Below are 26,296 nucleotides of genomic sequence, written 5' to 3'. Positions count from 1 at the left end.
CATCGTTGATCCCGTCGCCGTCCGCGTCCGTGTCGTTACAGTTGGGGACGGTGTCGCCGTCCGGGTCGCCCAGACCCTCGGCCTGGTCGGAGATGCCGTCGCCGTCGTTGTCCGGGTCGCGGTAGTTTGGCTTGCCGTCGCCGTCAATGTCCGCGACGCCCTCGATACTGTCGTCGATCCCGTTGCCATCGCTGTCCCGGTCCAGGTAGTTCGGAATGCCATCGCCGTCCGGGTCGCCGGTTTTCTCGCTCAGGTCGGGGATGCCGTCGCCGTCCGCGTCGGTATCGAGGAAATTCGGCTTGCCATCGATGTCGGCGTCCACGGTCCCTTCGGTCTGGTCCGGGATGGTGTCGCCGTCCGCGTCCGTGTCGTTGTGGTTCGGCGTGCCATCGCCGTCCGTGTCGCCCGTGCCCTCCGCGATATCGTTGATGCCGTCGCCGTCGTTGTCCAGGTCGAGATAATTGGGCGTCGTGTCCCCGTCCAGGTCGGCATTCCCCTCTACGGCGTCGCCGATGCCGTTCCCGTCGCTGTCCAGGTCCAGGTAGTTGGGGAAACCGTCGCCGTCGGGATTGCCGAGCCCCTCTACGGCGTCGCCGAACCCGTCGCCGTCCGCGTCCGTATCATTGAGGTTCGCCGTGCCGTCTCCGTCCCGGTCCGCCAGACCTTCGGTCGCATCCAGGATGTCGTCGCCGTCGTTGTCCAGGTCAAGGAAGTCCGGTTTGCCGTCGGAGTCGCGGTCCACAACGCCTTCGGAGGCGTCATTGAGGCCGTTGCCGTCGCTGTCCAGATCGAGGTAGTTGCCCGTGCCGTCCCCGTCCGCATCGTTCGCCGTTTCGACAGCATCGCCGATTCCATCGTCGTCCGCGTCCGTATCCAGGAAATTGGCTTTGCCGTCGCCGTCTGGGTCGGTGATGCCCTCCGTCAGGTCGGGGATGCCGTCTCCATCGGAGTCCGCGTCGTTGTAATTGGACGTGCCGTCGCTATCCGCGTCGCCTGCGCCTTCCGTCGTATCCGGGATGCCGTCGCCATCGTTGTCCGTATCGAGGAAATCGGGGATGTCGTCGCCGTCCCGGTCCGCTGTGCCTTCCTGGAGGTCGTTGACACCGTTGTTGTCGCTGTCGTCGTCGAGGTAGTTGGGCAAGCCGTCGCCGTCCGCGTCGCCGGGTGCTTCATCGGCATCATTCACGCCGTCGCCGTCCGCATCCGTGTCGAGGAAATTGGGCTTGCCGTCGCCGTCAACGTCGGCCACCCCTTCCACCTGGTCCGGGATGCCGTCGCCGTCCGCGTCGCTGTCACTGTAATTGGGTATGCCGTCGCTGTCCGGATCGCCGGCGCCTTCCACCTGGTCGAGGATACCGTCGTCGTCGTTATCCGGGTCGATACAATCCGGCAGGCCATCGGCGTCGTGGTCCGCGCCGCCCTCGGCCACGTCCCATATGCCGTTGCCGTCGCTGTCCAGGTCGCGGTAATTCGGCGTGCCATCGCTGTCCGCGTCCCCAGCGCCTTCGGTGCGGTCGTTTACGCCGTCGCCATCGCTGTCCGTATCGCGGTAATTCGGCGTGCCGTCGCTGTCCAGGTCGCCCATCCCATCGGTCGTGTCGTTGATCAAATCGCCGTCATCGTCCAGGTCGATGCCATTCGCCTTGCCGTCGCCGTCCAGGTCGCCGGGAATCTCCGCGCTGTCCAGGATGCCGTTGCCATCGCTGTCATTGTCCAGGAAACTTGGCTTCCCGTCGCCGTCGGGGTCACCGCCGCCTTCGGTCACATCCGCGACCGAATCGCCATCGCTGTCGGTGTCCAGGAAGTTGAGGCGGCCGTCGCCGTCAAAGTCATCACTGCTCCGAACGCCGCTGTACTCATCCGCATCGGATATGCCGTCACCGTCGCTGTCATTGTCCTGGTAGTTCGGCAGGCCGTCGTTGTCGAAATCGACGGCGCCGTCCGCCCAGTCCAGGATGCCGTCGTTGTCCGCGTCCGCACCGGGACCGACCGTGAAGGTCTCTACGTCATCCACCCAGATGGTGTCCGCCGTATCCGTGTAGGACACCGCGCCTATCCAGGTCATCCGGTGGAATAGCGGGTCCTCGCACGGCTGGTCGGCGTAGGTGGTCCAGCCGTCTCCGGGCGTCCACACGGTCAGGTCAAAGGCGCCATCGGCATCGTCTCCGAGCGGCGCCGTTATTTCCAGATAGAACCACGTATTACGGGGCGGGGGGTCGTGGACAACGCCCGAGATGCTGAGTCCCCAGTCGGCCAGGATGAGATTTGGGCCGACGGTATAGACGCCCGGCGATTCCTCGTCGCGGCCTTCGAGCACGAACAGCGCGTCTTCGCTCAGGCGTATCCACGTGCGGAATACGCCAAGACCCATGCGGTAATTGGGCCGCAGAAAGGCAACCGGCATCCACAAATAGGGCAGGCCCGTGGCGTCGCGCATGCGGAGCGACCGGCTGCCGCGCGCCGCGGTGTCTTCGGTCACGGCCACCCGCGTGGGGTCCGGGTCCAAGTCGGTGTAGACTTCCCATCCGTCCGGCAGCGAGCCCGGCGCCCACGCTTCGAAATCGTAGCTGTACGTGAAGCCTTCGGGCGCCGTGGGCAACGGCGTCGGCGGGTGCGCGATCGTACCGGGACCGGCCATCCATTCGGCCGTCCCGTACAGGCCCGCGTCGCCGATGCTGATGGGCACGAACCCGAGTTGGGTGACGGCGGGCGACGCCGGATTCAGCGTGAAGTCGTAATGTTCGGCGTCATTGAAGAGCGGATTCGCGATGCGGCTGTGCACGTCCTGGCCCGCGGCCTGCCACTGCGCGAACGTGCCCGCGGGAAACACAAACTCGCCGCTGGTCGTGTCCCAGTAGCAGTTGTAGTCAAAGAGGTATTTCAGGTCCTCCCAACCGCCGGTCATAAGGATATCATTGTTGAAGTAGATGATATTGCGCAGGAAATCAAAAGACTGGTAGGCCTCAGGCTCGAGGCGCGTGCGAAATACCTGTGCTTCCTCCGACCAGGCGAAAATGTTGTTCTCGATCAGGTTATTACGGCCATAGTGCAGGTGGAACGCGCCGTCGCTCGTGCTGTGAACGATGTTGTTGCGGATAGTGACGTTCGAACTGCCCTCGTCCAGGTAAATGCCCCAGCCGCCGTAGCCGCGGTCGTACACCGCCACGTCGTGACAGTAGTTGTTGTTCACGAGCGTGCCCGGCGCCTCCCCGACCAGGTAGATCAGCCCCATGTCGCTCAAAATGCGCTGCTGTCCGATGTGATGGACATGATTCTTCTCGATGAGGTTGTCGTGGGCCGAACTGGTCCCGTACCCGACCGTCCAGCCGACGGAGATACCCGAGTAGTTGTAATCGGACACGTCGTTGTGCGTCACCTCGTTATAGGAGGAAGCGCCAATACGAATGCCCACCGCGCCCAGGAACGTCTTGCTGCCGTGGTGGACCCAGTTATTGTCGATGATGTTGCCGCTCGTGCCGATGACGTAGTCGCGGCCCACGTCGATGGCGCCGGCCCCGAGATCATGGAGGTGATTGCGCCGGATCGTGTTGTTCGTGCACGCTCCGAGCAGGAGCACGCCGTGGGCCGCCAGATGCGCGAATTCGCAGTCTTCGATGACGCAGTCGCTCACCTTCGTGCATTCGAGCGCACCGGGCAGTTTCGTGAGCGCCAGCGCTTCGCTCAACCCGTAGTACGCGGGGCGCAGCGCGTTCGGCCCAAACGCGTAGTCCGTGTGCTGAAAAGACAGTCCCTGCAGCGTCACGTAACTCAACGGAAACGTCTTCGTGCTTTTGAACTCGACGAGACGCTCGACCACCGGAGCGATCACCTCGGTACCCGCCATGCTCTCGCCAGGTTTCGGATAGTAATAGAGATAACCGGTCGCGCGGTCGAGCCACCACTCGCCGGGCGCGTCGAGCGCTTCGTACGCATGATACACGCAGTACCGCTGCCGCTCAGACGCCGCCACGAACGCCGCATGGTCGGCCCCGGTCGTACCGCTGTCGATATCCTGGAACGTAATGATCCGGTCCGTCTCGTCGAGGGTCTGCAACCGGTGGAAGGAAACGTCCCACTTGTGGAGCACCATGTAGAGCACATCGTTCGGGTTTTGGCACGGCTGCAAGTCAGCCGCGGCGTAATAGAGGCTTTCCGCCGCGCCGTCAACGCCGCCCAGCGCATTGAAAAACCTGTCGCCGTCCGCATCGCCCGGGTCATCCTCGAAATTCGGATCCCGGGCGGGCGGAAGCAGTTCGCCGTCCACGTAGAGCACGCCGAACCACCACGTGCCCGCGGCGACCTGCGGCAACGCCGCGCGCCAGAGCGCGCCCGCCTGTGTCCAGCCCGTAACCGGGCGTCCGCCGCTGAAGACGGGCGTTTCGCCGGGATACGCCTTGTACGTGACCGTCTTGCCGAACGCGCCTGCGTCGTCATAGTCGAAGGAAACGGTCTGTTCGAAGCGGTATACGCCGCCCCGGAACTGCACCTCCACCGGGCCGGGCAGCGTGCCGCCGTTGCCGGTTTTCCACGCGCGCACCTTGTTGCGCGCGCCGGGCAGCGTGGCAAGCGGGCCATCGGTTTGCGGCCCGTTCGGCGCGGGCAGCGTGCCGGACCATGCGTCATTCCCATTCGTCGCGACGTAGAAAACCTTCGTAGCAGCGTTCGCGGGAAACGCCAGCAGGCATAACACGGCGGCAAACGCGGCAATTCGCCGCATCAGGAACCGCACGCGCAGCAACTGGCAGATAGAAGGACGCACCCGGCCTCCGTCCGTTCGATTCACCCTATGACACGAGCAGGAAGCGCCAACGTCAAGGCCACAAGCGAGTGAACGTTTCTTGATACCCGTCTTCTGCCTGCATTGTACCCTATTCGCCCGTTTTTCCGCGCAAAGCGCATGGAGGATGAGACCGCCGTCACGGGTTGCCGGTCACGTGCAGCACGAACCGGTTCTCGCCTTGCCGCTCGACCTGGAATTCCGCCTCGCCGACGTTGCCCGCGTAGCGCGCCCGTATCCTATAGGCGCCCTGGAAACCGTTGAACGCCACCTCGCCCTTTGCGTCCGCGTTCGTCTCGATGCGTGTCCACCACTCTTCGCGAATCAGCTTGCGCAGCCGCTCGAAGGCTGGTTTCGGCGTGCAATCCTCCCGCAACAGCCCGCCGCCCGGCGCCCATGCGCCCACGTCGCAGAAATCCCACCAGCTGATCGCCGTCACCGCCGGATGGGCGAAACACACCCGGTAGAATTGCTCGGCGTAGCCGGCCTGCTGCGCCTCATCCCACGCGTCGCGCCAAGGCGCTCCCAGGACTTTGCGGCCGCTCGACGTCGGCGTGAACTCCGTGATGTGAATCTGTTTGCCCAAGCCGCCGTACAGGTCGAGCAGCGCCCGGACCCGGTCCAACGGGAATGCCATGTGCAGCGGCGCATGGGCTTGGATGCCGACCACGTCGAACGGGATCCCCTGTTCCACGGCATGCGCGAGGAAGCGATAGAAGTCCGGGTGCCCCTCGTAGAATATGCCGTATTCATTGATCACCAGCTTTGCCGCGGGATCCGCCGCGCGCGCCCACTCGTGCGGCCCGGCAATGTCGAGCCCCGGCGCATTCACCGGCTCGTTTACAACCTCCCAGTAGCCGACCCTGCCCGCGAACCGGCGCATCAGGTCTTCAACGCGCCGCCGCTGCACGCCTTGCGGCGGCTGACCGTCCGACCACGGGGGCACGCCGGCTTTGTTCGCCCACAACAGCGGATGTCCCTTCGCCTGTATTCCCCGCGCCGCGCACCACGACAGCACCGCATCCGTATACGCATAATTCGGCTTACCCCGCTCTGGTTCATAGAGCATCCAGTAGAAGGGATGCGTAGCGTAGTTGAAGAGTTCCGCGAAACGCTCCTTGTATGCGTCGTCCAGCCGGCGGTCTCCAAACTGCTCCCAACCGCAGATGTTGCAGCCGAAAAGGAAGGCATGATTCGTCTGCTCAATCCATACCTTCGCGCCCTGCGCGGGTTTGCCTTTCGGGTCCAGCACCGTCACGACCGCCGGGCTCATCCGCAGCACGCGAATCGCGTCGGCGCTTTGCGCCAGCACGGCCGCCTCGCGCGCCTCCGCGTCTCCGTTCCACGCCGTGACGGAGCTTTTCCCCGGTTCCGGCCCCTCTGCGGCAGGCGCAACCGTCACCGATTCCACGCGGAGCAACGGTCCCTCCTCTTTGCCATCGCCGAGCGCCTGCACACCGACTACGTGCGATGGCCCCGTCAGCGCACAGTCAAAGGCATATTCCGCGACGACATCGCTTTGCACCGCTACGATCCGCCACGGCGTGCGGTCCACGCTCAGCGCAACGTAACGATTACCGGAGCCCGCGCCGATTCCGGCAACACGCGCCGTGACCCGATAGCCGCCCGGCGACCCTACGGCCAGGAATTCGCCCAGCAGTTCGCCGTTTTTCAACGTACCGTCCCCGTTCATCGGCTTGACCGACGCGTCCGCAGGCGTGACGGCCAGCCCAGAACAGTCCGCCGCCGCAAGAACCGCTATCCCCACCATGCAAAGATGCGCGCGAATCATCCTCATTCTCCCAGTTCCGGCGCGCTGCGCCGCCCCCGCGCCGCATGTCCCCCACATTACCCCAAAGCTTTCGCCAACGCCAATATCTGGAACACGAAAGCCCGCTCCCGCCTTTTCTGCCGGCCGGCAAGCCGCCCGGAGGCTACAGCGCAAGGGAGCACGCGCAGTCCAAGGCGCTTGCGGGGTAGTCAACGGATACAACCCCGTTTTGTAACTCGACCGGAATCTCTCCGCGCGCATTCCCCTGTTCATCAAGCTCCGACGCAGAAGCAGGCAAGGGCATTCCCGGCATCAATTCCTGCCACACGACACGAACGGTAAACGGCTGGCTCTCAGGCAGGGCCGTCAGTTCAAGCGTGTTGCCGTTACGTCGTACACGCACTGCGCCGCCGGTCCGCACGGCGCCAAAATCAACCTCGCGTTGTTCCAAGTCCGGCCGCGCATTCACGTAGTAGCCGTCCGTCCCGCGAGACCAGTCGACGATGGCGCCGCCGCGCCGCTCGATGGCGGCTTCCGTATAGCCGTCTCCCTGCGGTATGCGCGCATGGAAGCCATAAGGCGGGAGCACGCGCGCTTCCAGCGGCCAGTCCGCGTCCGACCGGTTCACCCACACTTCGCCGCCGCCTTCCCACCGGACATATTGCCTGTGAATATCGCCATCCACGAAAGCAACGTTGTCGATGCGCTTGTGCGCGAGTGCGCGCATCAGGCCGTGCAGCAGCCAGTACTTGCGCACCACGTCGCGGCCAAAAGGGTCCGCGACCATGCCGGGATGCCCCGTGAGCACCTCGGTGGAAACGTAATCGTCGCTGTAGATGCCGTGCAGTGCCGGATCAAGCCCGGCGCGATAGCGCGGGTCGTAACCGGCGCCATGCAGCACAAACCGACCGTGGTGCGCCATGTCGAACCACGGCACGCGCTCGGCGTCGCGACAGCGCACGCGCCAGACAAACCACGCGTCCTGTCCCTGCGGTTCCGCCTCGACGCGGAGATGATTGGCCTGCGCCCCATCAAGAAAGCCAATGAGCTGGTCGTGGCCGCTTTCCGATATCTGCGGGGCGTCATTGCCGAGGCATTCGCGAATCCACGCGAAGAACCCGCCCCACGCATTCCGCGTGTAGACACAATCAAAGTACCGGCCGTCCTTCGTCCAGTAGTCGTAGGGCCGGATAGAAGACCACACGTCGATGAAATACGCCGTGGGCGCATAGGCATCCCGGAGCCGCCGCACGTTCCGTTCCAGAAACGGCTGCACACGGTCCGTGCGCCAACGGTAGGATTGCGCGCCGCGCCCGGCATTCAGCCACGCGCGCACGGGCTGCCCATCCCGCGTAAACGCGACGTTATCGTAGGTAAACTGCTCCGCGTCAGGATACAAATCGATGTAATTGTCGTGTGGCGCGAAGAGGACGCCATGGTCCTTGCATGTTTGCACCAGCCGTGCAAAATCCTCCCGAGTCCCCAGCGCGGGGTTCGGCGGAAAGATGTCCGGCAGGCGATAGTCATAGCCCCAGCGCTGCCAGTTGTGCCACACGACCGCCGCGCCGGTGAGACCGTAGCGAAAAGCCTGGTCGAGCGCATCCGCGCTCTCGCCGTAGCGGCCGCCCCACAGGTCAAACACAAACCGCCCCGCCAGGCGCGGGACGCCGCCCGCGGCGCGCAGTCCGTTAACCTCGCGCCACGCGCGCACGCCGGTCCAGACATCGGGCGCCGGGATGAAGGCCAGCGTCGGGGCATGCCCGGCGTGAAGCGTGGCGATGCTGGCGCTGGGCCTGACCTCCAGGCGCAGCGGCGGCGTGTCCACGGCCTGCACAAGCGCAGCGTCATTCTCGAATTCAAATCCCACGAAAGACGTGGCCAACTGATGTCCGTCGAAGCCGAGTTCAAAGGCCTCCGGCATATCCAGCACGTTCCCGGCGCCAGCATAAACACGCGTTACGCGGCCGGTCCACGGACCAGCGGAGACGCCTTCCAGGTGGACCGCCTGCCACGGCTTCGGTTCGGGCGCGTTCTCGATGGAACAGCGCGCGCGGAGCGAGCACGCGTCCAGCCAGAGGTCCACCACGAGGTCAAACGGGCCCAGCGGACCATCAAAGCGATGCAGCCAGCGCACGCGCCCGTCCGGCATGGCCTGTTCCGCGGCGTAGGTCAGCTGGTGGAAGCAATGGGGCGCATGCAGGTCGTCGCCGAGGACACGCACACGCAGCCCGGTGAACGAGAGCGCGTTTTCCGGCGAGACAAAAGAGAACGTGCCGTCCAACAACCCGCGGACGCCCGGCTGCACGGCAACCTGGTAAGTCAGGCCGCCATTGCGCACTTCGGCAAGAGTCCGGGCGGGATATGCCGGCGGCTGCGCCGCGTCGGAGGGGGCGTCCGTCTGAGTCACGAGCAGAGGCCTGCCCCAATAAGCGGCGTCGCAAGTAGTGTCGTTGCGCGGGCCGGGGTGACATTCCAGTTGCAGGCGTAATGTCTTCCCTGCGAACGCTCGCAGATCGATTTCCGCGTCTTCCCACGCCTTGGAGTCCGTGTGGCGTTCCCATAGGACGTCGCCCCATGCGCCGTCCGGCGCATCGAACGGGAGCGCGCGGACGCGGAACATGACCCCGTCGCTCGGCGGTTCGCCTCGCGCGGCGTCATGGTCGCGAATGGCCACGGCGAAACGGAGGCGCACGGACGTGCCCTCGGGCAAGGAAACGGGGAATTCGGCGGCCACGGTTCCAGCTCTGCCCTCCGCCCACGGCGGGTGCATGCCGACGCTCTCGCGTGCGTCGCCGCGAACCGTTTGCTGGTTCATCATGACCATGGCGCGCGTGCGTTCGTCTATACCTTCCCAGCCTGGCGGCAACACGGTGGTTTCCGGTTCGGCAAAGACCCGTATCAGCCCGCGGCGCACCGGCACGCTCCACAGGGGAATGGCCCCGTTTGGGGTCAGGGCAAGCGGCGTCCATGGGATTTGGCTTGCCGGTCCCGACATATGCTCCAACGCCGTTTCCACCAGCAATACCGCGTGCGCTTCCTGAGCGGCGCCGGCGTCTTCGAACCGCGCCCAGGCATGAATGGGATAGTGACCGTTGCAGGCGCCCACGTCCACGCTGACGCTGAATCCGTGCGGCTTCTCCTCGCCCGGCGCCAGTTGAAACGGCGCCGGAGCGGATGGATCGATGCGCCAAGGTGCGATCACGCCCAGGCGCAGTTCTCCCCGAAGAGGCGCCGGCCCGTCATTGCGCAACAGAACCCGGACAGGATACGGGGTTTCGAGTACGGATACGTTCGCGGGGCCCTCGATTCGGAGCGTGAGCGGGCCGCACGTCGCGACAGGGTCGTCAAACGCGAATGCCTGGCCGTAGCCGCAGCAGAGAAGCACGGCCAGAACCACGAGCCGGAAATATAGATTGGAATCATTCATCCCGGGCCGTCCCCGCGCCACCACACCAAAGAAGGGCCGCCCCGTCATGGGACGGCCCTCCAGTCCGTTGCTTGTTCCCGTATCGCAGGACTAATCCTTGCGGAATCTCGCGAATGCGAGCATGACGACCAGGCTCGCGCCCAGCAGCAGCAAGTCGCCCAGCTGCCGCTGAATCGTCGACTTCCAGTCCTTGTCCAGCAAGCTGCCCGCCGGGCCGCAGCAGCACGGCGGCGGCTCTTCCGTTCCCGCCTGCTCGAGCGTCACCGTCTTCGGGCTGCCCGCGGCGCCTTCGGCAATCACCGCGACCTCACAGGTGCGCGCGTCCGCCCCGTCGTTCTCGCTAAAACTCGCGGTGACGGTTTCGCTCGCGCCCGCGGCCAGCGCGCCGTTCTCGGGCGCAACACCCGCGACCCAGTCGCATTCCCAGGCCGCCGACCAGTTCAATGTGCCCTGACCCGTATTCGTCACGGTGAACGAAGCCAGCGCGTCCGTTGCTTCCGCCTCGATCGTCGTGGGCGAAACAGACAGCGCGGGCGTCTCGTCTCCTGCCTGATTGAGCGTCAGCGTTTGCGGGCTTCCCGCGGCGCCGGGTGCTTGGACGGTAATCGCGCAATTACGCGCCGCGCCGCCCGAATTGCCGTCATAACTGACCACGACGTTGATGCTCTGGCCCGATACCAGCGAGCCGCTGGCCGGCGCGAGGCGCGTGACCCAGGAACAGCCGGCCGCCGCCGACCAGTTCATCGTGCCGCCGCCCGCGTTCTTGACCGTGAATGTCGCGATGCCGGCCTTCGACCCCAGCGCCTGCGAAACCCCGCTTAGTTCCAGCACCGGTGTATCGTTGCCCGCCTGCCCCAGCGAAAAGGTCTTTGGACTCCCACTCGCGCCCGGCGCCGTGACCAGCACCGCGCAACTCCGCGTGGAGGGGTCCGAATTCGCTTCATAACTCACGCTGACCACCGCGCCTTGCCCCGGCGTCAGTGTGCCACCGGATGGGCTTGCCTGCACCCAGCCGCAACTCACGCCCGTCGTCCAATCCAGCGGCGCGGAACCGCTATTACTCACCGTGAACGTGGTGGTTCCGGCCTCGTCCAGCACCGTGCGGCTCGCCGGCGCCAAGCTCAACACGGGCGTTCCCGTCAGACCATCCTGCTGCACCGCGACCGTCTGCGGACTGCCGGCCGTGCCCGGCGCGGTGACGGCAATACTGCAGGTGCGGGGCGTCGCGGCCGGGTTCGTGCCGTAATTCACCGTCACGGCGGAGCTCTGACCGGCCGTGAGAGTGCCCATCGGCGGTGACAGCCGCGTTATCCAACTGCAATCCTGTTGCGCGGACCAGCTCATCGTGCCTTGGCCTGCGTTCGCCACCGCAAACGTGAACGTGCCCGCCCCGGCCCCGACGCTCTGCGCGAGCGGCGTCACGACCAACTGCGGGCTGCCCAATCCCGTCTGCGTGACGGCGACCGTCTTCGGGCCGCCCGCGCCGGGCGCGTCCACCGTGATCGAACAATTCCGTTCTTCAGGCAACGTATTGGCGCCGTAAACCACGGCGACCGTAATACTTTCCTGCGCATTCAGCACGCCCGTGTTCGGCGCCACCGAGGTCAGCCAACCGCAACCATGCGTCGCGGTCCACGACATGCTGGAACAACCGCTGTTTTTCACCGTGAAGGCCGTCCAGCCGTTGCTATTGCCCACTTTCAGACTCGTGGGGCTCACGGACAACAGCGGCGGGCCGCCGGGTTCTTGCACCAGAGTAACTACCGCGGGGGTGCCCTGGACGGCGTTCGAAGTCACCTCTACCAGGCATTGCCGCTCTGCGCATTTCTCGTTGGCCTCGTATACCAGATTGACCGTCTGGCTTTCGCCCGGTCCCACGATACCGCTGGCCGGACTCACCGCCGCCACCCAGGAACAAGACGCTTCCGCTTCCCACTCCATGTCGCCACAGGACGTATTCGAAATCTGGAAGGATGCGAGGCCGAACGCCGCGCCCACGTCAATCCGCGTCTGGTCCACTTCCATGGCCGAACGCGTACTGCCGGCCTGATTGATCAGCCCATACTTCGGGTCCGTCTGTCCCGGCGAAGTGAAATACACCCGGCAACTGCGAATATCGCAATCCGGATTGGCCTGCACGCTGCATTCCACGAGCACGCGCTCGTCGCGCTGCAGCGTCCCGCCTGGCGGATTGATGGATGTCACCCATTCGCAGTCCGCATTGGCGCTCCAATTGACGGTCACGCAGCTCCAATTCCATATTTCGAAGCCCACAACACCCGAATTCTGCCAGACGTTGCGGACCGTCGGCGCCACGCACATGTCCGGCGTCGTCCGTTGACCCTGATTGAGCTTCACCGCTGTCGGACTGCCGATTGCCCCCGGCGCCGCCACGGCGATATCACATGTCCTGCCGTCGCAACTGTCATTGTAGGTGTAGGTGACGACAACGGCGACCGTCTCGAGGGGCCCCAACGTGCCGCCCGTCGGCTCGACCGTTGCCCAGCCGCACGCCGAGACCGCCGACCAGTCCATGGTCTCACATTCGCAGTTCGTCACAAAAAACCGCACCGAACCCGACTGCCAACCCACGTCAAACTTGGTGGGGGTAAGGCACAAAACCGGTTTGCAGGGAGGCTCGTCCTGGTCGGCTTGAGCGGCTAGAAGCACCTGCGGCGCGCTCACGCCCAGTCCTGCTCCGCGAACGGCCCACGCCGGAGAAGTGGCCCCGGCAAGCAAAACGCCGGACAGGACGCAAGCAACGAGCAGCTCAAGACGAATTGTCCGCTCCCGCATGACACGACACATACTGGGCTCCTTTGTGCTCGCAGCAAACTGCGAGTAACGGTCCCTCTCTCTAATCGCAACCTGAGTCGCGTACTGGTGTTAGTGCGGTTTTTATGTTAGACGGCCGCTGCTTATTTGTCAAGGATTTCCCCCCTGCCAAACCCCTGTCCCGGCCCCGGTGCCCGCGTGGCGAGACAATTCCCCCCCCTGCCCAGCCGGACCGTAGCCGCCCGCCCGGGCAGCTCTTGCCCTTCCTGTTGGGGAAAACTCAGGACTTATACGTCTCGTGTACGCCGCCGTACTTAATGGAATCCAGCCGCGGCACGGAATAGGTGCCCATGTGGAGCTGATCGAATACGGAGACATCCGTGACGGCTTCGCGCGCGTTTTCAAGCGTTATCTTCCCTTGCTTGTACAGGGCGTAGGCGTACTTTTCAAACATGAACGAATGCGTCACCGCCTGCTGCATGCCGATCCGGATGAGGTCGGTGTTCCCCGACTTGATGCCGTCGGCGATCGGTTTGATGTCTTTGAACAGGAGTTCGATGACCGGAATGCGGCCGCCGCCGATCTTGGCGATCAACCGCTGACAGATGACACACTGTATGGAATCGTACAGCTGCAGTCTTACCAAGTCACGCTCGATGGGGTCGAAAAAGCTGATGATTCGGTTGACCACCTCGCTGGCCGTGTTCGAGTGCAGCGTGCTAACCACCAGATGACCGGTGGCCGCCGCGTTGATCGCCGCGCGTATGGTGTCGGGGTCGCGCATTTCCCCGATAAAGATGACGTCCGGGTCGTGCCGCAAAGCCCCGGTAACCGCCTCGTAGAACGTGGCCACGTCCGTTCCGAGGCTGCGCTGGGAGACAATAGACTTTTTGTCCGCGTGCACGTATTCGACCGGGTTTTCGATGGACAGGATATGCAGGGAACGGTGGGTATTGATCCAGTCAATGAGCGCGGCGGCGGTCGTCGACTTGCCGCTGCCGGTCATGCCGGTGACCAGCACGAGGCCGCGCTGAAGGCTCGCAAGGCGCACCATGGACTCCTGCGGAATGTTCAGTTCCTCAAAGGAGGGGATCACCTCCGGTAGAAAGCGGAACGTGCAGTGGGGCGCGCCTGCCTTCAGAAACGCCGATACGCGGGAATAACCCAGGCCCACCTGGTGAAAATTGAAGCTGGTCTGTTTCTGGCTTTCGAACTCATCCCAGTGCTCGGCAGGCGCGATTTCCTTTATCAGGGCCCGGATCTGCTGCGCGGACAACGAGCCGAGCAACTCGGAATGGTGCATGTCGTTGTCGACGCGAAAAATGGGTGGATGGCCCGGCGAAAGATGCACGTCGCTGGCCCGGTACTTGACCATCGCCTGAAACAGGAGTTCGATACTGATCCGGTCGATACGATAGTGATCGCCACAGATGCGCCAGACTTCCGGCAACGTCAGATTGCGCGAGACCACGTCAACGGCTTCATACGTGCTCTGGTCCGGGATCTTGCCTTCGGGCGGGAACCGCAGGATCAATTCCCCCTCCTGCTCCGTCAGCGCGCAAGCGCCATCCAACGTCGCCACCACTTCGCGCAAGGTCTGTTTCCGTTGTTCCGTGACGCGCAGGCGCAGCACGTACTCCTCGAATTCGCCTTCAAATTCCGGGCGGCTGGCTCGCAATTCCATCCGCTCCGTGCGCGTCGTCACCTCACGCGGAATGCCTTCCGTCGCACGCAGGAGTTTTTCGACAATGCGAATCACATCCCGCAGGCTCTGCTGATGGCCTGTCCCTACTACAACTTCATTCATCAAGAACCCCCTTCTTGTGAAAATACTGATTCGAGTCTGGTCGTAGTCGAACCCAACCGCCTCTCCGGCATACTTCACAACCTCCAGGCCATGATACACGGAGCCCGCGCCAAGGTCAAAACGGCGCGAGAGTTCCTCATTCTTCTGTGAATTCAGCGTATTCGCCCTTTGTCCGGCCGGCCCGCATTCCGCGCGTTCAAGGCCGGACTTTTTGACCATTCCGGGCCCGTATCTGAAACGCTGTTTGACAAGAATAACCAGCCTTTGTTAGGCTTTCTTACCTCTTGTTTTTGTTTCCCTGCACGGTTTTTGTGCCGACGCCCTGTTTGGGGCGACGGTTCGCGGCGGCGCTTGGGCATGCGGCGGTGTGCCGGTTGCTCAGGACGCTTCGGCCCAGTGGGCCTTGGCCGCCATTTGGGGTGCCGCGGCGGCACGGGGCATAAATCGGAATTAACATCAGACCAGGAGCGCGCATGATGTTCAGAGTCCTTGCCTTGGACGGTCTCAGCGAAGAAGGGCTCGAAGTATTCAAGACCGCCGGTTTTGAGGTGGACATAAAGCCGCCCCAGAAACCGGAGGAACTGGCCGCAATCGCCGGCCAATACGATGCGCTCGTCGTGCGCAGTGCCACGAAGGTCACCGCGGAGGCCCTGTCCAATCCCGGGCGACTGAAAGTCGTCGGCCGCGCCGGCGTGGGCACGGACAATATAGACAAGAACGCCGCCACGCAAAAAGGCATCGTTGTCATGAACGTGCCGGGCGGCAACACGATTTCGACGTGCGAGCACACCTTTGCGATGCTGCTCGCCCTGTGCCGGAATATCCCGCAGGCCCACGCATCGATGGACGCCGGCCGCTGGGACCGCAAGAAGTTCATGGGCACGGAATTACGGGGCAAGACGCTGGGCATCGTAGGGGTGGGCCGCATTGGCGGCGAAGTGGCCAAGCGCGCGCTGGCCTTCGAGATGAAGGTTCTGGCCTTCGACCCATTGCTGACGCCGTTAAAAGCGGAGGGCCTCGGCGTGGAACTGGTGAGTCTGGACGATGTAATCGAACGGTCGGATTTCGTTACGGTGCACGCGCCGAAAACCGACAAGACCTTGAATATGCTGCGCGGCGAGCACTTCCGGCGCATGAAACCGAATTGCCGCATCATTAATTGCGCGCGCGGCGGCATCGTCAACGAACAAGAACTGGCCGAAGCGCTGAAACATGGGGTCATTGCCGGCGCCGCTCTGGACGTCTTCACTTCGGAGCCGTTTGAGGACAACCCGTTTGTCGGGCTCGACAATATCGTAATGACGCCGCACCTGGCGGCCTCGACAGATGAAGCGCAACTCTGCGTAGCCGTCGAAGTTGCGCGGCAGATCGTGGATTACCTGAAGACAGGCGCTATTGTCAACGCCGTGAACGTGCCCAGTCTGGACAGCGAAACGAGGAAATCACTGCAACCCCTGCTTTATCTGGCGGAACGCCTGGGGACCTTTCAGGCGCTGTATTCGGAGGGATCCCCCACGTCCATCGAGATCGCCTACAGCGGCGACTTGGGTGTCACGGACACCTATCCCATCACGACGTCCGTACTGACCGGGTTTCTGGCGCCGACGGTCGAATCGGTGAACATGGTCAGCGCGCCTTCTCAACTCGAGGCGCGAGGTATCGATTGCATCGAGAAGCGGAGCGCCCACGATTCCGATTACGCGTTCGAGATCGGGGTCACCATTGTCACCGACCAGGAAACACATGTCATTAAAGGCACCCTCTTCCAAAACAAGGATCCGCGCATCTGCAGCATTGACGGCATGCGCGTCGACGCCAAGCCGGAAGGGTGCATACTGTTGTGCGAGAACGAAGACAAGCCGCTCGTCGTCGGGCGGCTGGCGACCATCATCGGCAACGCGGGCGTCAATATCGCAAACATGGTGCTCGGCCGCGATAAGCGCGGCGGACGCGCCCTCACCTTGCTGAATCTGGACCAGCCGCTTTCGGAAGACGCGCTCGCGGCTGCTCGCGAGGTGCCACACGTGCTCCGGGCCCGGCTGCTGGTGCTGCCGGATTCCGAATAACAGTCCCAATAGTACACGGCCAAAACAACCAATAACGGGGATATCATGGGAACGTATACGCACATCCAGGCACCGGACGGCGAAAAGATCACCCTGCAAGACCATGCGGTTGTCACGCCCGACTTCCCGGTCATCGGGTTTATCGAAGGCGACGGCACGGGGCCGGACATCTGGCGCGCTTCACAGCCGGTATTCGACGCGGCCGTCAGGCACTGTTACGGCGACAAACGCCGCATCGCATGGATGGAAGTCTTCGCGGGCGAGAAGGCCAACGCGGTCTGCGGCAGCTATTTGCCCGAAGAAACGCTGGACGCCATCCGCGAGTATGGCGTGGCCATCAAGGGCCCCTTGACGACCCCCGTCGGCGGCGGTTTCCGCAGCCTCAACGTAGCGCTGCGCCAGCACCTCGATCTGTATGCCTGCGTGCGGCCGGTCCGGCATTTCCCCGGCGTGCCAAGCCCCGTGTGCGCGCCCGAAAAGATCGACATGGTCATCTTTCGCGAGAACACGGAAGACGTGTACGCGGGCCTTGAAGTCAAGGCCGGCACGCCGGAAGCTCAGAAACTGCGCGAATTCTGCGAACGCGAGTTCGGCTGGAAAATCAGGCCAGATGCGGGGCTGGGCCTGAAACCCATCAGCGAAACGGGTTCCAAGCGGCTCATTCGCGCCGCGATCCGGTATGCGCTGCGCCACGGCCGCAAATCCGTCACCTTTGTGCACAAGGGCAACATCCAGAAATACACCGAGGGCGCCTTCCGCCGCTGGGGCTATGAACTCGTGCGCCAGGAATTCGCCGAAACCGCCGTCTCCTGGGACGACTGCGAGGGCGAACCCGGCGAGAAACTCCTGGTCAAGGACGTCATCGCGGACATCTTCCTGCAACAGATTCTGACGCGTCCGCTCGAGTTCGACGTTGTCGCGACGATGAATCTGAACGGCGATTACGCCAGCGACGCCTTGGCCGCGCAAGTGGGCGGCATCGGCATTGCGCCGGGCGCCAACATCAATTACGACACCGGCGCCGCCATCTTCGAGGCCACGCACGGCACGGCGCCGAAATACGCAAACAAGGACAAGGTCAACCCGAGCAGCCTGTTGCTGTCCGGCGTCATGATGTTCGAGTACCTCGGCTGGCTCGAGGTGGCCGAGGCCATCACCAGCGCACTGAAAAGTACTTTTATGTCCAAGATAGTAACCTATGATTTTGCTCGGCTCATGGAAGGGGCCACAAAAGTGAAGTGCAGCGAATTCGGCAAGGCCGTGATCGACAACCTCTGAGGCGCGGCCGGACCGTCGAGGCGCCGTCATGGTCATGCGGGAATGCCTGTAGGAAACAGGGAGCATGCACGTGAAACCTGATGACCTCCCCTCCGGCGCGATAGCGCCGGCGTTCGGGACTCCGGATTTCGACGCGCGCGCGGCCGGTCTCTTCCGCCACGCGCAAGTGGGCCGCTGCGTCAACGGCGTCGCGCACGACCTGAACAACTATCTGGGCGCGGTCATGGCGTACGCCGAACTGGTATCCCTTGACAAGGGCGTTTCCGCCGAGTCCCACCGCATGCTGGGCGAAATCCTCGGGGCCGTTCACAAGGCGAGCACGCTGGTCAGCGAAATCGTGCGCATTGCGCGCAAGGACTCGGCTCGCGTCGGCATGGTGGACCCGTCGCTGCTGGTCCAGCACGTTCTGAACCTGCACATGTACGAGATGAAGACCCTGCACATCGCCGTAGAGACGAAAATCCAGGAAGACGTTCCGAGCCTGCCCGGAAACGCGCCCAAACTGGAACTGGCGCTCGCGTATCTTGTGCGCAATGCCATGGAAACCCTCGAGGAACAGGAAAAACGGCACATCTTCCTGCGCTTGCATCACACGGAAGGCGAAGTCGTAATTCGGGTGCAGGACAGCGGCCCTCCGGTGCCGGAGGCGTTGCGGGAACGCATGTTCGAGCCTTACGTCACGACCAAGGCAGGCGTGCATTTCGGGCTGGGCCTGCCGCTCGCGCGCGCCATCATCGCGCAGCACGCGGGCGCCCTCACCTACATGCCGGAAGAGGGCTTCGTGATCACCCTGCCGCTGGAAAACGGTCTCACGCCTATCTGAACGGCGCGGCGATGCGTCTTGTCCCCGCCGCGAAGACACCCCCGGGCGTGAAGGCACTTGTAGCCGCAAGAATGAAGAAGCAGACTTGCGGCAAGGTAACGGCGTCATGAGGACGCGCCTTCGCATGACCATTCAGCCGGCACGATGTCGCCGGGGCCTCGGGCCGCCGGGCGAACGGGTGGAAGCGGACACCGGGGACACGGGTGTTTCTACGGCAACGTGGCGACCTCATACACGACGCGAACCCGCGCGGTGCAGGATACTTGCCGCAACGTGGGTTGGATGCCGCGCACTTCCTCAGCCTGGTCCCACACGAGGTCGATGACGGTCACCGCGGTAACGGCATAGATGCTGGTCTTGAGTTCTTTCGCGATGGCTTCCGCCGCGGGATACGCCTGCTCGGTAGCCTTCGCCACGGCGGAGCGCACTATGGGCTCCTGCGGATTCACCGTGAACTGGGGACCCTCAAGGGCCATGCCCAGGCCCTTTGCGAGGTCCGCCAGCTTGTCGCAGAGCCCCGCAAACTGTTGCGGGCCTGTCTCTACACTCGTGAAACTGCTCATGTTGAACCGCAATCGCGCCGAGACGGCGACCTGCGCCTCGTTAACGTCGGCTACGGCCGGCGCGCGCACGTCGAGGTCGTTTGGGGCAAGTGCCCGCGCGGCGAGCGCCTCGCGCAGCCGCATCTCGAACGCGACCATCTCGTTCATTCCCTCGATCACCGTCTCTTTCGCCGCGACGGCGTGAATCCAGAAATCAGCGAACGTCGGCGCGGCGAAAACCGTTGCGCGGCCTTCGGTCTCGATGACGGTCGCGGGCCCCTCCTGCGCCGTCGCGGTCGAAACGACGGCCGTAATCGCCCCGAGCACCAGAAACAAATGCCGCATCTCGCCCCTCCTTCCCGGCGGCCTCATGCATCGAAGAACGGGAAAAACTCCCGCAGTTCCTCGCGGGCCGGCTGGCGTCCATATTCGCAGATCTCGAACAACTCCGCATAGCGCACCGCCGCGGCCCGTTCGGGGCCGTACCATGCCGCGAGCGCGTCGCGGCCCCGTTGCGCCGGTTCCAGAAAGAACGGATCCCACATGGCGCGAAGAAACGCCTTGCGTTCCCCGCTATCGGTTGGCGTCTCCCCCGCGCGCCCTTCAAGCCAAGGCAACCACTCGTACACTTGCGATTCCATGGCGTCGAGCATCGCCCATTTCTCGTCCATCACGTCGTCGACCGCCACCGCGATATCGGCCCGGAACGGGTACGGGCGCTGAAACCCATCCATGAGATACAGGAAGACCGGATTGCGCCGGAGCGCGGGCGCGTCGGGGCAGTAGAGCGGAACCGTCACCATGAACGCCGCATCCTGCACCGCCATCGCGGTGTACCGGTGATCCGGGTGATAGTCCCAGGGCCGGTGCGTCATGACAATGTCCGCTTCAAACTCGCGAATGAGCCGCACGATGCGCTTGCGCGCCTCGAGGGTCGGCAGGAACTCGCCGTCATGGTAATCGAGCACGCGTTCGCTCGCTCCGGCGATGCGCGCGGAACGCCGCGCCTCCGCCGCGCGCCGTTGCGCAAGCGCGCCGCCCGAGACCTCGTGGTGGCCCACGTCGCCGTTGGTCGCGGACACGAACAACACCCGGTGCCCGAGCCGCGTCCACTTGATGCTCACGCCGCCCGCGAAGAATTCCGCGTCGTCCGGATGCGCCCCGATGATAACAACGTTCATGAACCGGACTCCGCCTTGAATTCGATGCGCACCGGATTCGATGACAGCGCGCTGCTCGCATCTTCCGGCAGCGTTGCGGCCGTTTCCGGGTCCACTGTGTTGGGGCCGGTACCCGCCGGAAGCAGCAATAATTCCGCCGCAACGTGCAGGAGCATGGATTCGGGCGGCGTCGCCAGCCCTTCCAGCGCATTCACGCGGAACTTTTGCACGGGTGCGCCCGGCAGGTGCGCGTCTGCACCCAATACGGCGCTGAACCGGCCCAGGGCTGTGTCCTGCCCGCCCACATTGCGCAAGATTGCGCCGCGCACCGCAACGGGCCGCGCCGGGAACCCAATGCTGGACCTCAGCGTATACTCGACCCACAACTCCGCCGGATACGGCGGCTGAACCGTCACCGTGCTCATCGCAATTGTCTTGTCCCGGCCTTCGAGGTCACTGACCGACACATTCGCGCCCCGCGACTCGGAGGCGACTCTGCCCTCAAACGCCAGCGCGGATTCGACATCGCCGATGTCCAACTCGCGGGGCGTCTCCGGCTCATTCATCGGCGGCGCGGGCGCCGGCGGCGTCACCGGCTTGTTTCCGCACGCCTGAAAAACACAGACTACCGCCAAAGCAAACATCGCAAGATGTGTTCGCGCCATAAATCGCTCCCGAATACGCATCCCTTCGCCGCATGTTCTCAGATAAGACGCAATCATATCATGCTCCGCGGTTTGGCTCACATCACGCGCGCGATGTTCTCGCGCCGTTCGCGCGGATATTTGTGTCGTCTGTGATGCTATGACAGTAAGAAAGCGCTTGACAACCCGAGCGGGTTATGATTTGCCATACGTAACGACCCCGGACGCGCCGAGTGGGCGTTACGGCCGCGTCCCCGGGCTGTCGGCGGGTCGCAGCGGGCGGCGACGGCGGTGGAAGCGGCGGATTGCGGAGGTCTCGCCATGGGCGGGAATGAAACGCGCGCAAATCGCGGCGGCAGACGGTTCATTATCGTCTGTATGGGGGTGTAGCGTGTCTATGCGCGGGTTTTGCCGGGTTTCGGGCGCTTACCTACGCGGAACCGCCCCCAACGGGCGCAAAGGCGTCTTCCGTGACGGATGACGGGCTGACCGACTTCCGCGGACCGGCCTGGCTGCACGGCGCATTCGACCAGTGGCGCACAGACTACGCGGCGGCAGCCCTCGAGGACGCGCTCTCACCCGGGGCGGATGCGGCTGCGGTCAGCGACTGGTTTGTCCTGAGAGGCTTGTTGTTCCTGATGCGCTTTGCGGAGCGATTCGCGGAAGGCTTTGCTGCCAAGCGTCTCCACGAAGATGCGCCGTTGCTCGAGGGCATATTGCACGCGGATGTACCGCATGTCGAGCAGCGCCATGAGGAACGCGACGATTAGACAGAGCAGAAAAATCCCCCAGTACACGAGCAGCACGAGCACGGACCCGGAAAAGCCGAGATACGCTACTCCATACCCTGCCATGAGCGCGCTGAGCGCCAAGGCCAGCGCGCCCGTCAAGCGCCATTTGCGTTGGAGGGTCAAGCCGTGCCTTTCGGTCAATAATGCGGCACCCAGACGCGCTGTTCGTACATCTCGCCTGAGGGCGTGACTATCAGGCGGTTCTCGTAGTGGCCCGTGGTTACGGGCGCAGCAACCGGCGACGGAGCGGCGGGCCGCGGCTGCGCGTATTGCGGCTGCCGCGAATCGCCCACGGCGTCGCCTATGATTGCGCCAGTCAGCGCGCCAATGCCCGCGCCGATCAGTGCGCCCTCGCCCGCGTGGCCGCTCTGGTTGCCGATAATCGCGCCCGTGCCCGCGCCAAGCGCCGCGCCGAGCACCGCGCCGTCCTCGGCGGGAGTAGTCTCGCACCCGGATACGGCAATCGCCATTCCCAACGCCATCAGGGGCAACAACATGCTTCTCATGGTCCGTTCTCCAACCGTGCGCGGCCGCGAGGCCAACCGCACCCGCGCCGACCGCATTGTACCATCCACTGCCGGGGACATCATCCCTCAGCCTCTGCCTAACCAGACGCAGGCGCACCGCGCCTATTCAAGGCGCGCTTGCCCGCGGTTCTTGCCTCGCGGTATGCCGCATGCTATCGTAACCCGCGTAATCAGGGGACCTTTCGGAAGGAGCAACCGATGGCGGCAAAGTATATCCTCGCGCTCGACCAGGGCACCACCAGTTCGCGGTCCATCCTTTTCACCCAGGACGGAGCGATTGCGGCGGTGGCCAGCCAGGAATTCCCCCAAATCTACCCACGTCCGGGCTGGGTCGAGCACGACCCCATCGCCATCTGGGAATCCCAACTGGCCACGGCGGAGACCGTGATCGAGCGCGCGGGCGCGGCGCCCGGCGATATCGCCGCCATCGGCATCACGAACCAGCGCGAGACGACACTCGTCTGGGACCGCGCGACCGGGCAACCCGTCCACAACGCCATTGTCTGGCAATGCCGCCGCACCACGGACACCTGCGAGCAACTCAAGGCGGCGGGCCTCGAAGCCGAATTCCGCGGCCGCACGGGGCTCGTCATCGACGCCTATTTCTCCGGCACAAAGGTGAAATGGATACTGGACCACGTGCCGGGCGCGCGCGAACGGGCCCGGCGCGGCGAATTGTGCTTCGGCACGGTCGACACATGGCTGCTCTACAAGCTGACGGGCGCTCACGCCACGGACTACTCGAACGCGTCGCGCACGCTGCTTTTCAATATCCACGACCGGGACTGGGACCCATTTCTGCTCGAAAAGTTGGATGTGCCCGCCGCGATGCTGCCCGAGGCGCGGCCCACGAGCGGCATATTCGGCGCCACCGGCGCCCTCGGCGGCGAAATCCCCGTGGCCGCGCTCGTGGGAGACCAGCAATCCGCCCTCTTCGGCCAGGCGGGATTCCATGCGAACGACTGCAAGAACACTTACGGCACCGGCTGCTTTCTGCTGATGAACACCGGCTCGAAGGCCGTCGCATCGACCAACGGCCTGCTCACCACCATCGGCTGGGGCATCGGCGGCGAAGTCGCGTACGCGCTCGAAGGCAGCGTATTCGTGGCCGGCGCCGTGGTCCAGTGGCTGCGCGACGAACTCAAGCTCATCGGCAGCGCCGCCGAAAGCGAAACCATCGCCGGGCAGACGCCCGACGCGAACGGTGTCTACCTCGTGCCTGCCTTCGTCGGTCTCGGCGCGCCCTACTGGGACATGCGCGCCCGCGGCGTCCTCACCGGCCTCACCCGCGGCGCGAACCGCGCCCATATCGTCCGGGCCGCGCTCGAATCCATCGCCTACCAGTCCGCCGACCTCGTGCATACCATGGAAAAAGACACCAGCGCGTATATCCCCCGGTTGAAGGTCGACGGCGGCGCATGCGCGAACAATCTGCTCATGCAGTTCCAGGCCGACCTGCTCGGCATTCCCGTCGTGCGCGGCAAGACCATCGAGACCACCGCCCTCGGCGCTGCCTTCCTGGCCGGATTGGCCGTCGGGTTCTGGAGCGGACCGGACGAACTGGCCGCGATTTGGAAACCGGACCGCACCTTTGAACCGGGCTGGGACGAGACCCGGCGCAAGGCAGCCTTGGCCGGCTGGGCGGATGCCGTACGCCGCGCCAAATCCTGATTTTTCACATCCCGATTAGTTAGGGCAGTTTAAGCGATTTGCCGGACCGCCAGTCGCGTGGTAGAATTGAAACGGTCAGCGCCACATGTGGCGTTTCTCCTTCCGCGGAGGCCTGATGCGCAGCGCGTATCAGGTCTCTTAATTTATTGTCTACCAACTGTTTACGCCTGTAGTACCCCTGAGTCGCTCACCGATGGGTGTTCTTGGACCCGCGCTTCTGCAGACCCTTCGTGCAGCCGCGCAGGAAGCGGCGCCGGTAATGATGCCATGCGGAGCAGCGCGCCCACGACACCAGACCGCTATTCCGGGAGCTCCGTCGCCGATCGGAGCGGCGCGCCGTCCTCGCCGTAGGCCTCGAATGTGAATTCCCACCGGGCCCCGCCGCCGTCCTCGACCTTCACAAGCACCCGGTTCCAGCCCGGTTCAAGTTCCGCCTCGAAAAGGTCGAGCCCGGGCACGCACTGCGCGCCTTGGGGCGTGAATCGACGATACGCCTCCATCCCATTCACGAAAACCTTGCCGCCGTCGTTGAATCCCGCGTCGAAACCAGCCGTTTGCGTCCGGTCTGAATAGACATATGCGAACGCATATGCCACGCGCCGGTCTTCTTCGTAGAGGGCATGGAAATCCAGGCAGTGCCGGTCATCCGCGCGCAGAACCCGGACAGTCGCCCTGCGCGTGGCGCCGTCCCCGTCCGTGTACGCGACGCCCGCGTCCGGCGTCAGGACGGCGCCCTTTTCGCCGCCCAGCGCTTCGAGATAATCGATGTCAATACCGGCACGGCAAGGCCGCGGCGGCGCCGCTCCGGGCGTCTCGGGGTTTGGAAAAGGCCCGAGCGCCAGCCATTCCACAATGTAGTTAGGCTTGGGCCCGGCGGCATTGAGTCCCATCTGAATATCGGCTTGCGGCGGGGCGTCATTGACGATGTTGACGCCTCCGGGCATCGTGTTGCCCATAATCACGGCGCTGCGCACGCGCGGGCCCAGGCGCAGCACCTGGCAGCCGTCGCGCGTTGCCGGAAAGTCGCAGGCGGACACAATCAGCCGGCTGTTGTTCGCGTCGATGCATGGCGCGCCGCGCTCCGCGCGGTCCCAATCGTTGAACTGGCAGGCATCGAAGATGACCGAGCCGCGCCCCGCGAGTGTCGCGTGCGAAGCAAGGTCGCGTGTCGCCCAAAAGCCGCAACCGACGAACTTGACCGGGCCGCGGTTCTTCGGCCCCACCGCTACGTGCGACATGATGCTGCCGTTCACGAAACAGACGCCCGCCGTGTCCATGACCGCGTCGGCCTTGACGGCGCAGGGCGACACGTCGAGATAGCAATTCGTATACATGCCGCTGCCGCCGGCGTAACCCGTCAGGTTTCCTTCGGCGTCATAGACCGGCCCGTCGATGAAGTGCATCCCAACGTGATAGAAGATGCAGAACAGGCCCACAGCCATTTCGCCGTCGGTCTTGCCCAGGATGAACGCGGTCGCGTGCTGCTTCGTGAATTCCCAGAGCGGACTGTTCGGGTCAATGTCCCAGAACGGCCAGAAATGGATGTTTTCGAGCCGTCCCACATCGTAACATTGGTTTACATAGAGGCCGCGAAACAGCGGGTAAGCGTGCAGGTTGCGCACGAGGTGCCTGCCGCAAGCTTTCGTGCCAAGGTCAACCGCCTGATACGGATTGACCATCGTCACATCGAGTATGGCAATGTTGTCCTTGCCGTTGCCGCGCACCGTCCACGGGTACGGGACCGGCGGATCGGCCCGGACTTGCTCCGGGTAGAAGATCGTTACACCCTTGAGCAAGCTGTTCTCATTCATGGTGAGGAACGGCGTCCCATCGGCGTCGCCCTTGCCCGCGCAGGCAAGCAACACGCTGCCGTGGCGGTCCGGCGGTTCGCCGCGCACGGGCGCGCGCCACACGCCTTCGAGGCACACGTTGGCGGGAATATCGAGCACACCGTCGAACCGGTATTTTCCCGTCGGCACGCACACCACGCCGCCTGCAGCGGCCGCGGCGTCGAGCGCGCGTTGAAAGGCGGGGGTAGCGTCCGCGACGCCATCCTGCATGGCGCCGAAATCGAGCACATTCACGCACGGCGGCCGCGCTTCCTGCCGCGGCAGCGAGGCGCATCCCGCAGCAGCCAGACACAGGCAAGACATGCACATCAGCGCACGCGGATGGCGCCCGTTGCCGCCATGGGGATGGGCATCGGTCATGGCGTCCTCCCTATCCTCTGAATTCCG

15 protein-coding genes are annotated in these 26,296 nt (G+C 64.1%); 4 read left to right on the top strand and 11 right to left on the bottom strand.

Features of this window, described 5'->3' with window-relative positions:
• The 5 genes from KA184_00540 to KA184_00520 all read right to left on the bottom strand — a co-directional run.
• Positions 1-4,759 (bottom strand): right-handed parallel beta-helix repeat-containing protein (locus tag KA184_00540; protein MBP8128037.1); only part of this gene is annotated, 4,759 nt, incomplete at its 3' end.
• A 157-nt stretch (positions 4,760-4,916) separates the two neighbouring features.
• Positions 4,917-6,569 carry an endo-1,4-beta-xylanase gene (locus KA184_00535; GenBank protein MBP8128036.1) on the bottom strand — a complete coding sequence of 551 codons (1,653 nt, stop codon included), beginning with the start codon at positions 6,567-6,569 and terminating at the stop codon, positions 4,917-4,919.
• Positions 6,570-6,711: 142 nt separating this feature from the next.
• Positions 6,712-9,975 carry a hypothetical protein gene (locus KA184_00530; protein MBP8128035.1) on the bottom strand — a complete coding sequence of 1,088 codons (3,264 nt, stop codon included), beginning with the start codon at positions 9,973-9,975 and terminating at the stop codon, positions 6,712-6,714.
• A 90-nt stretch (positions 9,976-10,065) separates the two neighbouring features.
• Positions 10,066-12,660, bottom strand: coding sequence for a BACON domain-containing protein (locus tag KA184_00525; protein MBP8128034.1), 2,595 nt, complete (start codon positions 12,658-12,660; stop codon positions 10,066-10,068).
• Between the two features lie 370 nt (positions 12,661-13,030).
• Positions 13,031-14,557 carry a PilT/PilU family type 4a pilus ATPase gene (locus KA184_00520; GenBank protein ID MBP8128033.1) on the bottom strand — a complete coding sequence of 509 codons (1,527 nt, stop codon included), beginning with the start codon at positions 14,555-14,557 and terminating at the stop codon, positions 13,031-13,033.
• A gap of 476 nt (positions 14,558-15,033) precedes the next feature.
• Here KA184_00520 and KA184_00515 point away from each other — a divergent pair, with 476 nt between their 5' ends.
• The 3 genes from KA184_00515 to KA184_00505 all read left to right on the top strand — a co-directional run bounded on the left by KA184_00515 (position 15,034) and on the right by KA184_00505 (position 18,724).
• Positions 15,034-16,623, top strand: a complete 1,590-nt coding sequence (locus tag KA184_00515; protein ID MBP8128032.1) for a phosphoglycerate dehydrogenase — start codon at positions 15,034-15,036, stop codon at positions 16,621-16,623.
• 45 nt (positions 16,624-16,668) lie between these two features.
• Entirely contained in the window at positions 16,669-17,901 is a 1,233-nt protein-coding gene (gene icd / locus KA184_00510; GenBank protein MBP8128031.1) for an NADP-dependent isocitrate dehydrogenase, read from the top strand.
• Between the two features lie 64 nt (positions 17,902-17,965).
• Positions 17,966-18,724 (top strand): HAMP domain-containing histidine kinase, encoded by a 759-nt coding sequence (locus tag KA184_00505; GenBank protein MBP8128030.1) that lies wholly within the window; start codon positions 17,966-17,968, stop codon positions 18,722-18,724.
• Positions 18,725-18,933: 209 nt separating this feature from the next.
• Here KA184_00505 and KA184_00500 read toward each other — a convergent pair whose 3' ends face one another.
• The 5 genes from KA184_00500 to KA184_00480 all read right to left on the bottom strand — a co-directional run bounded on the left by KA184_00500 (position 18,934) and on the right by KA184_00480 (position 22,367).
• Positions 18,934-19,611, bottom strand: coding sequence for an SIMPL domain-containing protein (locus KA184_00500; GenBank protein ID MBP8128029.1), 678 nt, complete (start codon positions 19,609-19,611; stop codon positions 18,934-18,936).
• A 23-nt stretch (positions 19,612-19,634) separates the two neighbouring features.
• Positions 19,635-20,447: a PIG-L family deacetylase gene (locus KA184_00495; protein ID MBP8128028.1), complete on the bottom strand. Its 813-nt coding sequence runs from the start codon at positions 20,445-20,447 to the stop codon at positions 19,635-19,637.
• Positions 20,444-21,091, bottom strand: a complete 648-nt coding sequence (locus KA184_00490; GenBank protein MBP8128027.1) for a hypothetical protein — start codon at positions 21,089-21,091, stop codon at positions 20,444-20,446. Before KA184_00490 ends, KA184_00495 begins: the two co-directional genes overlap by 4 nt.
• Positions 21,092-21,645: 554 nt before the next feature.
• Positions 21,646-21,984, bottom strand: coding sequence for a hypothetical protein (locus KA184_00485; GenBank protein MBP8128026.1), 339 nt, complete (start codon positions 21,982-21,984; stop codon positions 21,646-21,648).
• A 14-nt stretch (positions 21,985-21,998) separates the two neighbouring features.
• On the bottom strand, positions 21,999-22,367 hold the full coding sequence (locus KA184_00480; protein ID MBP8128025.1) for a glycine zipper family protein: 369 nt from the start codon (positions 22,365-22,367) through the stop codon (positions 21,999-22,001).
• Positions 22,368-22,586: 219 nt separating this feature from the next.
• Here KA184_00480 and glpK point away from each other — a divergent pair, with 219 nt between their 5' ends.
• Complete coding sequence (gene glpK, locus KA184_00475; GenBank protein ID MBP8128024.1) at positions 22,587-24,059, top strand: glycerol kinase GlpK; 1,473 nt, start codon at positions 22,587-22,589, stop codon at positions 24,057-24,059.
• Positions 24,060-24,358: 299 nt separating this feature from the next.
• On the opposite strand, the gene KA184_00470 is transcribed toward glpK, so the two are convergent.
• On the bottom strand, positions 24,359-26,269 hold the full coding sequence (locus tag KA184_00470) for a hypothetical protein (GenBank protein ID MBP8128023.1): 1,911 nt from the start codon (positions 26,267-26,269) through the stop codon (positions 24,359-24,361).
• Positions 26,270-26,296 lie beyond the last annotated feature (27 nt).

It is taken from the genome of Candidatus Hydrogenedentota bacterium, from assembly GCA_018005585.1.
GTDB lineage: Bacteria > Hydrogenedentota > Hydrogenedentia > Hydrogenedentales > JAGMZX01 > JAGMZX01.
This window is presented reverse-complemented; position numbering and strand designations above follow the sequence as displayed.

Coding starts and splice junctions, on each gene's coding strand:
- KA184_00520 (MBP8128033.1), bottom strand. CDS start 14,557: ATGAATGAAGTTGTAGTAGGGACAGGCCATCAGCAGAGCCTGCGGGAT.
- KA184_00500 (MBP8128029.1), bottom strand. CDS start 19,611: ATGCGGCATTTGTTTCTGGTGCTCGGGGCGATTACGGCCGTCGTTTCG.
- KA184_00480 (MBP8128025.1), bottom strand. CDS start 22,367: ATGAGAAGCATGTTGTTGCCCCTGATGGCGTTGGGAATGGCGATTGCC.
- KA184_00490 (MBP8128027.1), bottom strand. CDS start 21,091: ATGGCGCGAACACATCTTGCGATGTTTGCTTTGGCGGTAGTCTGTGTT.
- icd (MBP8128031.1), top strand. CDS start 16,669: ATGGGAACGTATACGCACATCCAGGCACCGGACGGCGAAAAGATCACC.
- KA184_00495 (MBP8128028.1), bottom strand. CDS start 20,447: ATGAACGTTGTTATCATCGGGGCGCATCCGGACGACGCGGAATTCTTC.
- KA184_00530 (MBP8128035.1), bottom strand. CDS start 9,975: ATGAATGATTCCAATCTATATTTCCGGCTCGTGGTTCTGGCCGTGCTT.
- KA184_00535 (MBP8128036.1), bottom strand. CDS start 6,569: ATGATTCGCGCGCATCTTTGCATGGTGGGGATAGCGGTTCTTGCGGCG.
- KA184_00505 (MBP8128030.1), top strand. CDS start 17,966: ATGCACGTGAAACCTGATGACCTCCCCTCCGGCGCGATAGCGCCGGCG.
- glpK (MBP8128024.1), top strand. CDS start 22,587: ATGGCGGCAAAGTATATCCTCGCGCTCGACCAGGGCACCACCAGTTCG.
- KA184_00515 (MBP8128032.1), top strand. CDS start 15,034: ATGTTCAGAGTCCTTGCCTTGGACGGTCTCAGCGAAGAAGGGCTCGAA.
- KA184_00470 (MBP8128023.1), bottom strand. CDS start 26,269: ATGACCGATGCCCATCCCCATGGCGGCAACGGGCGCCATCCGCGTGCG.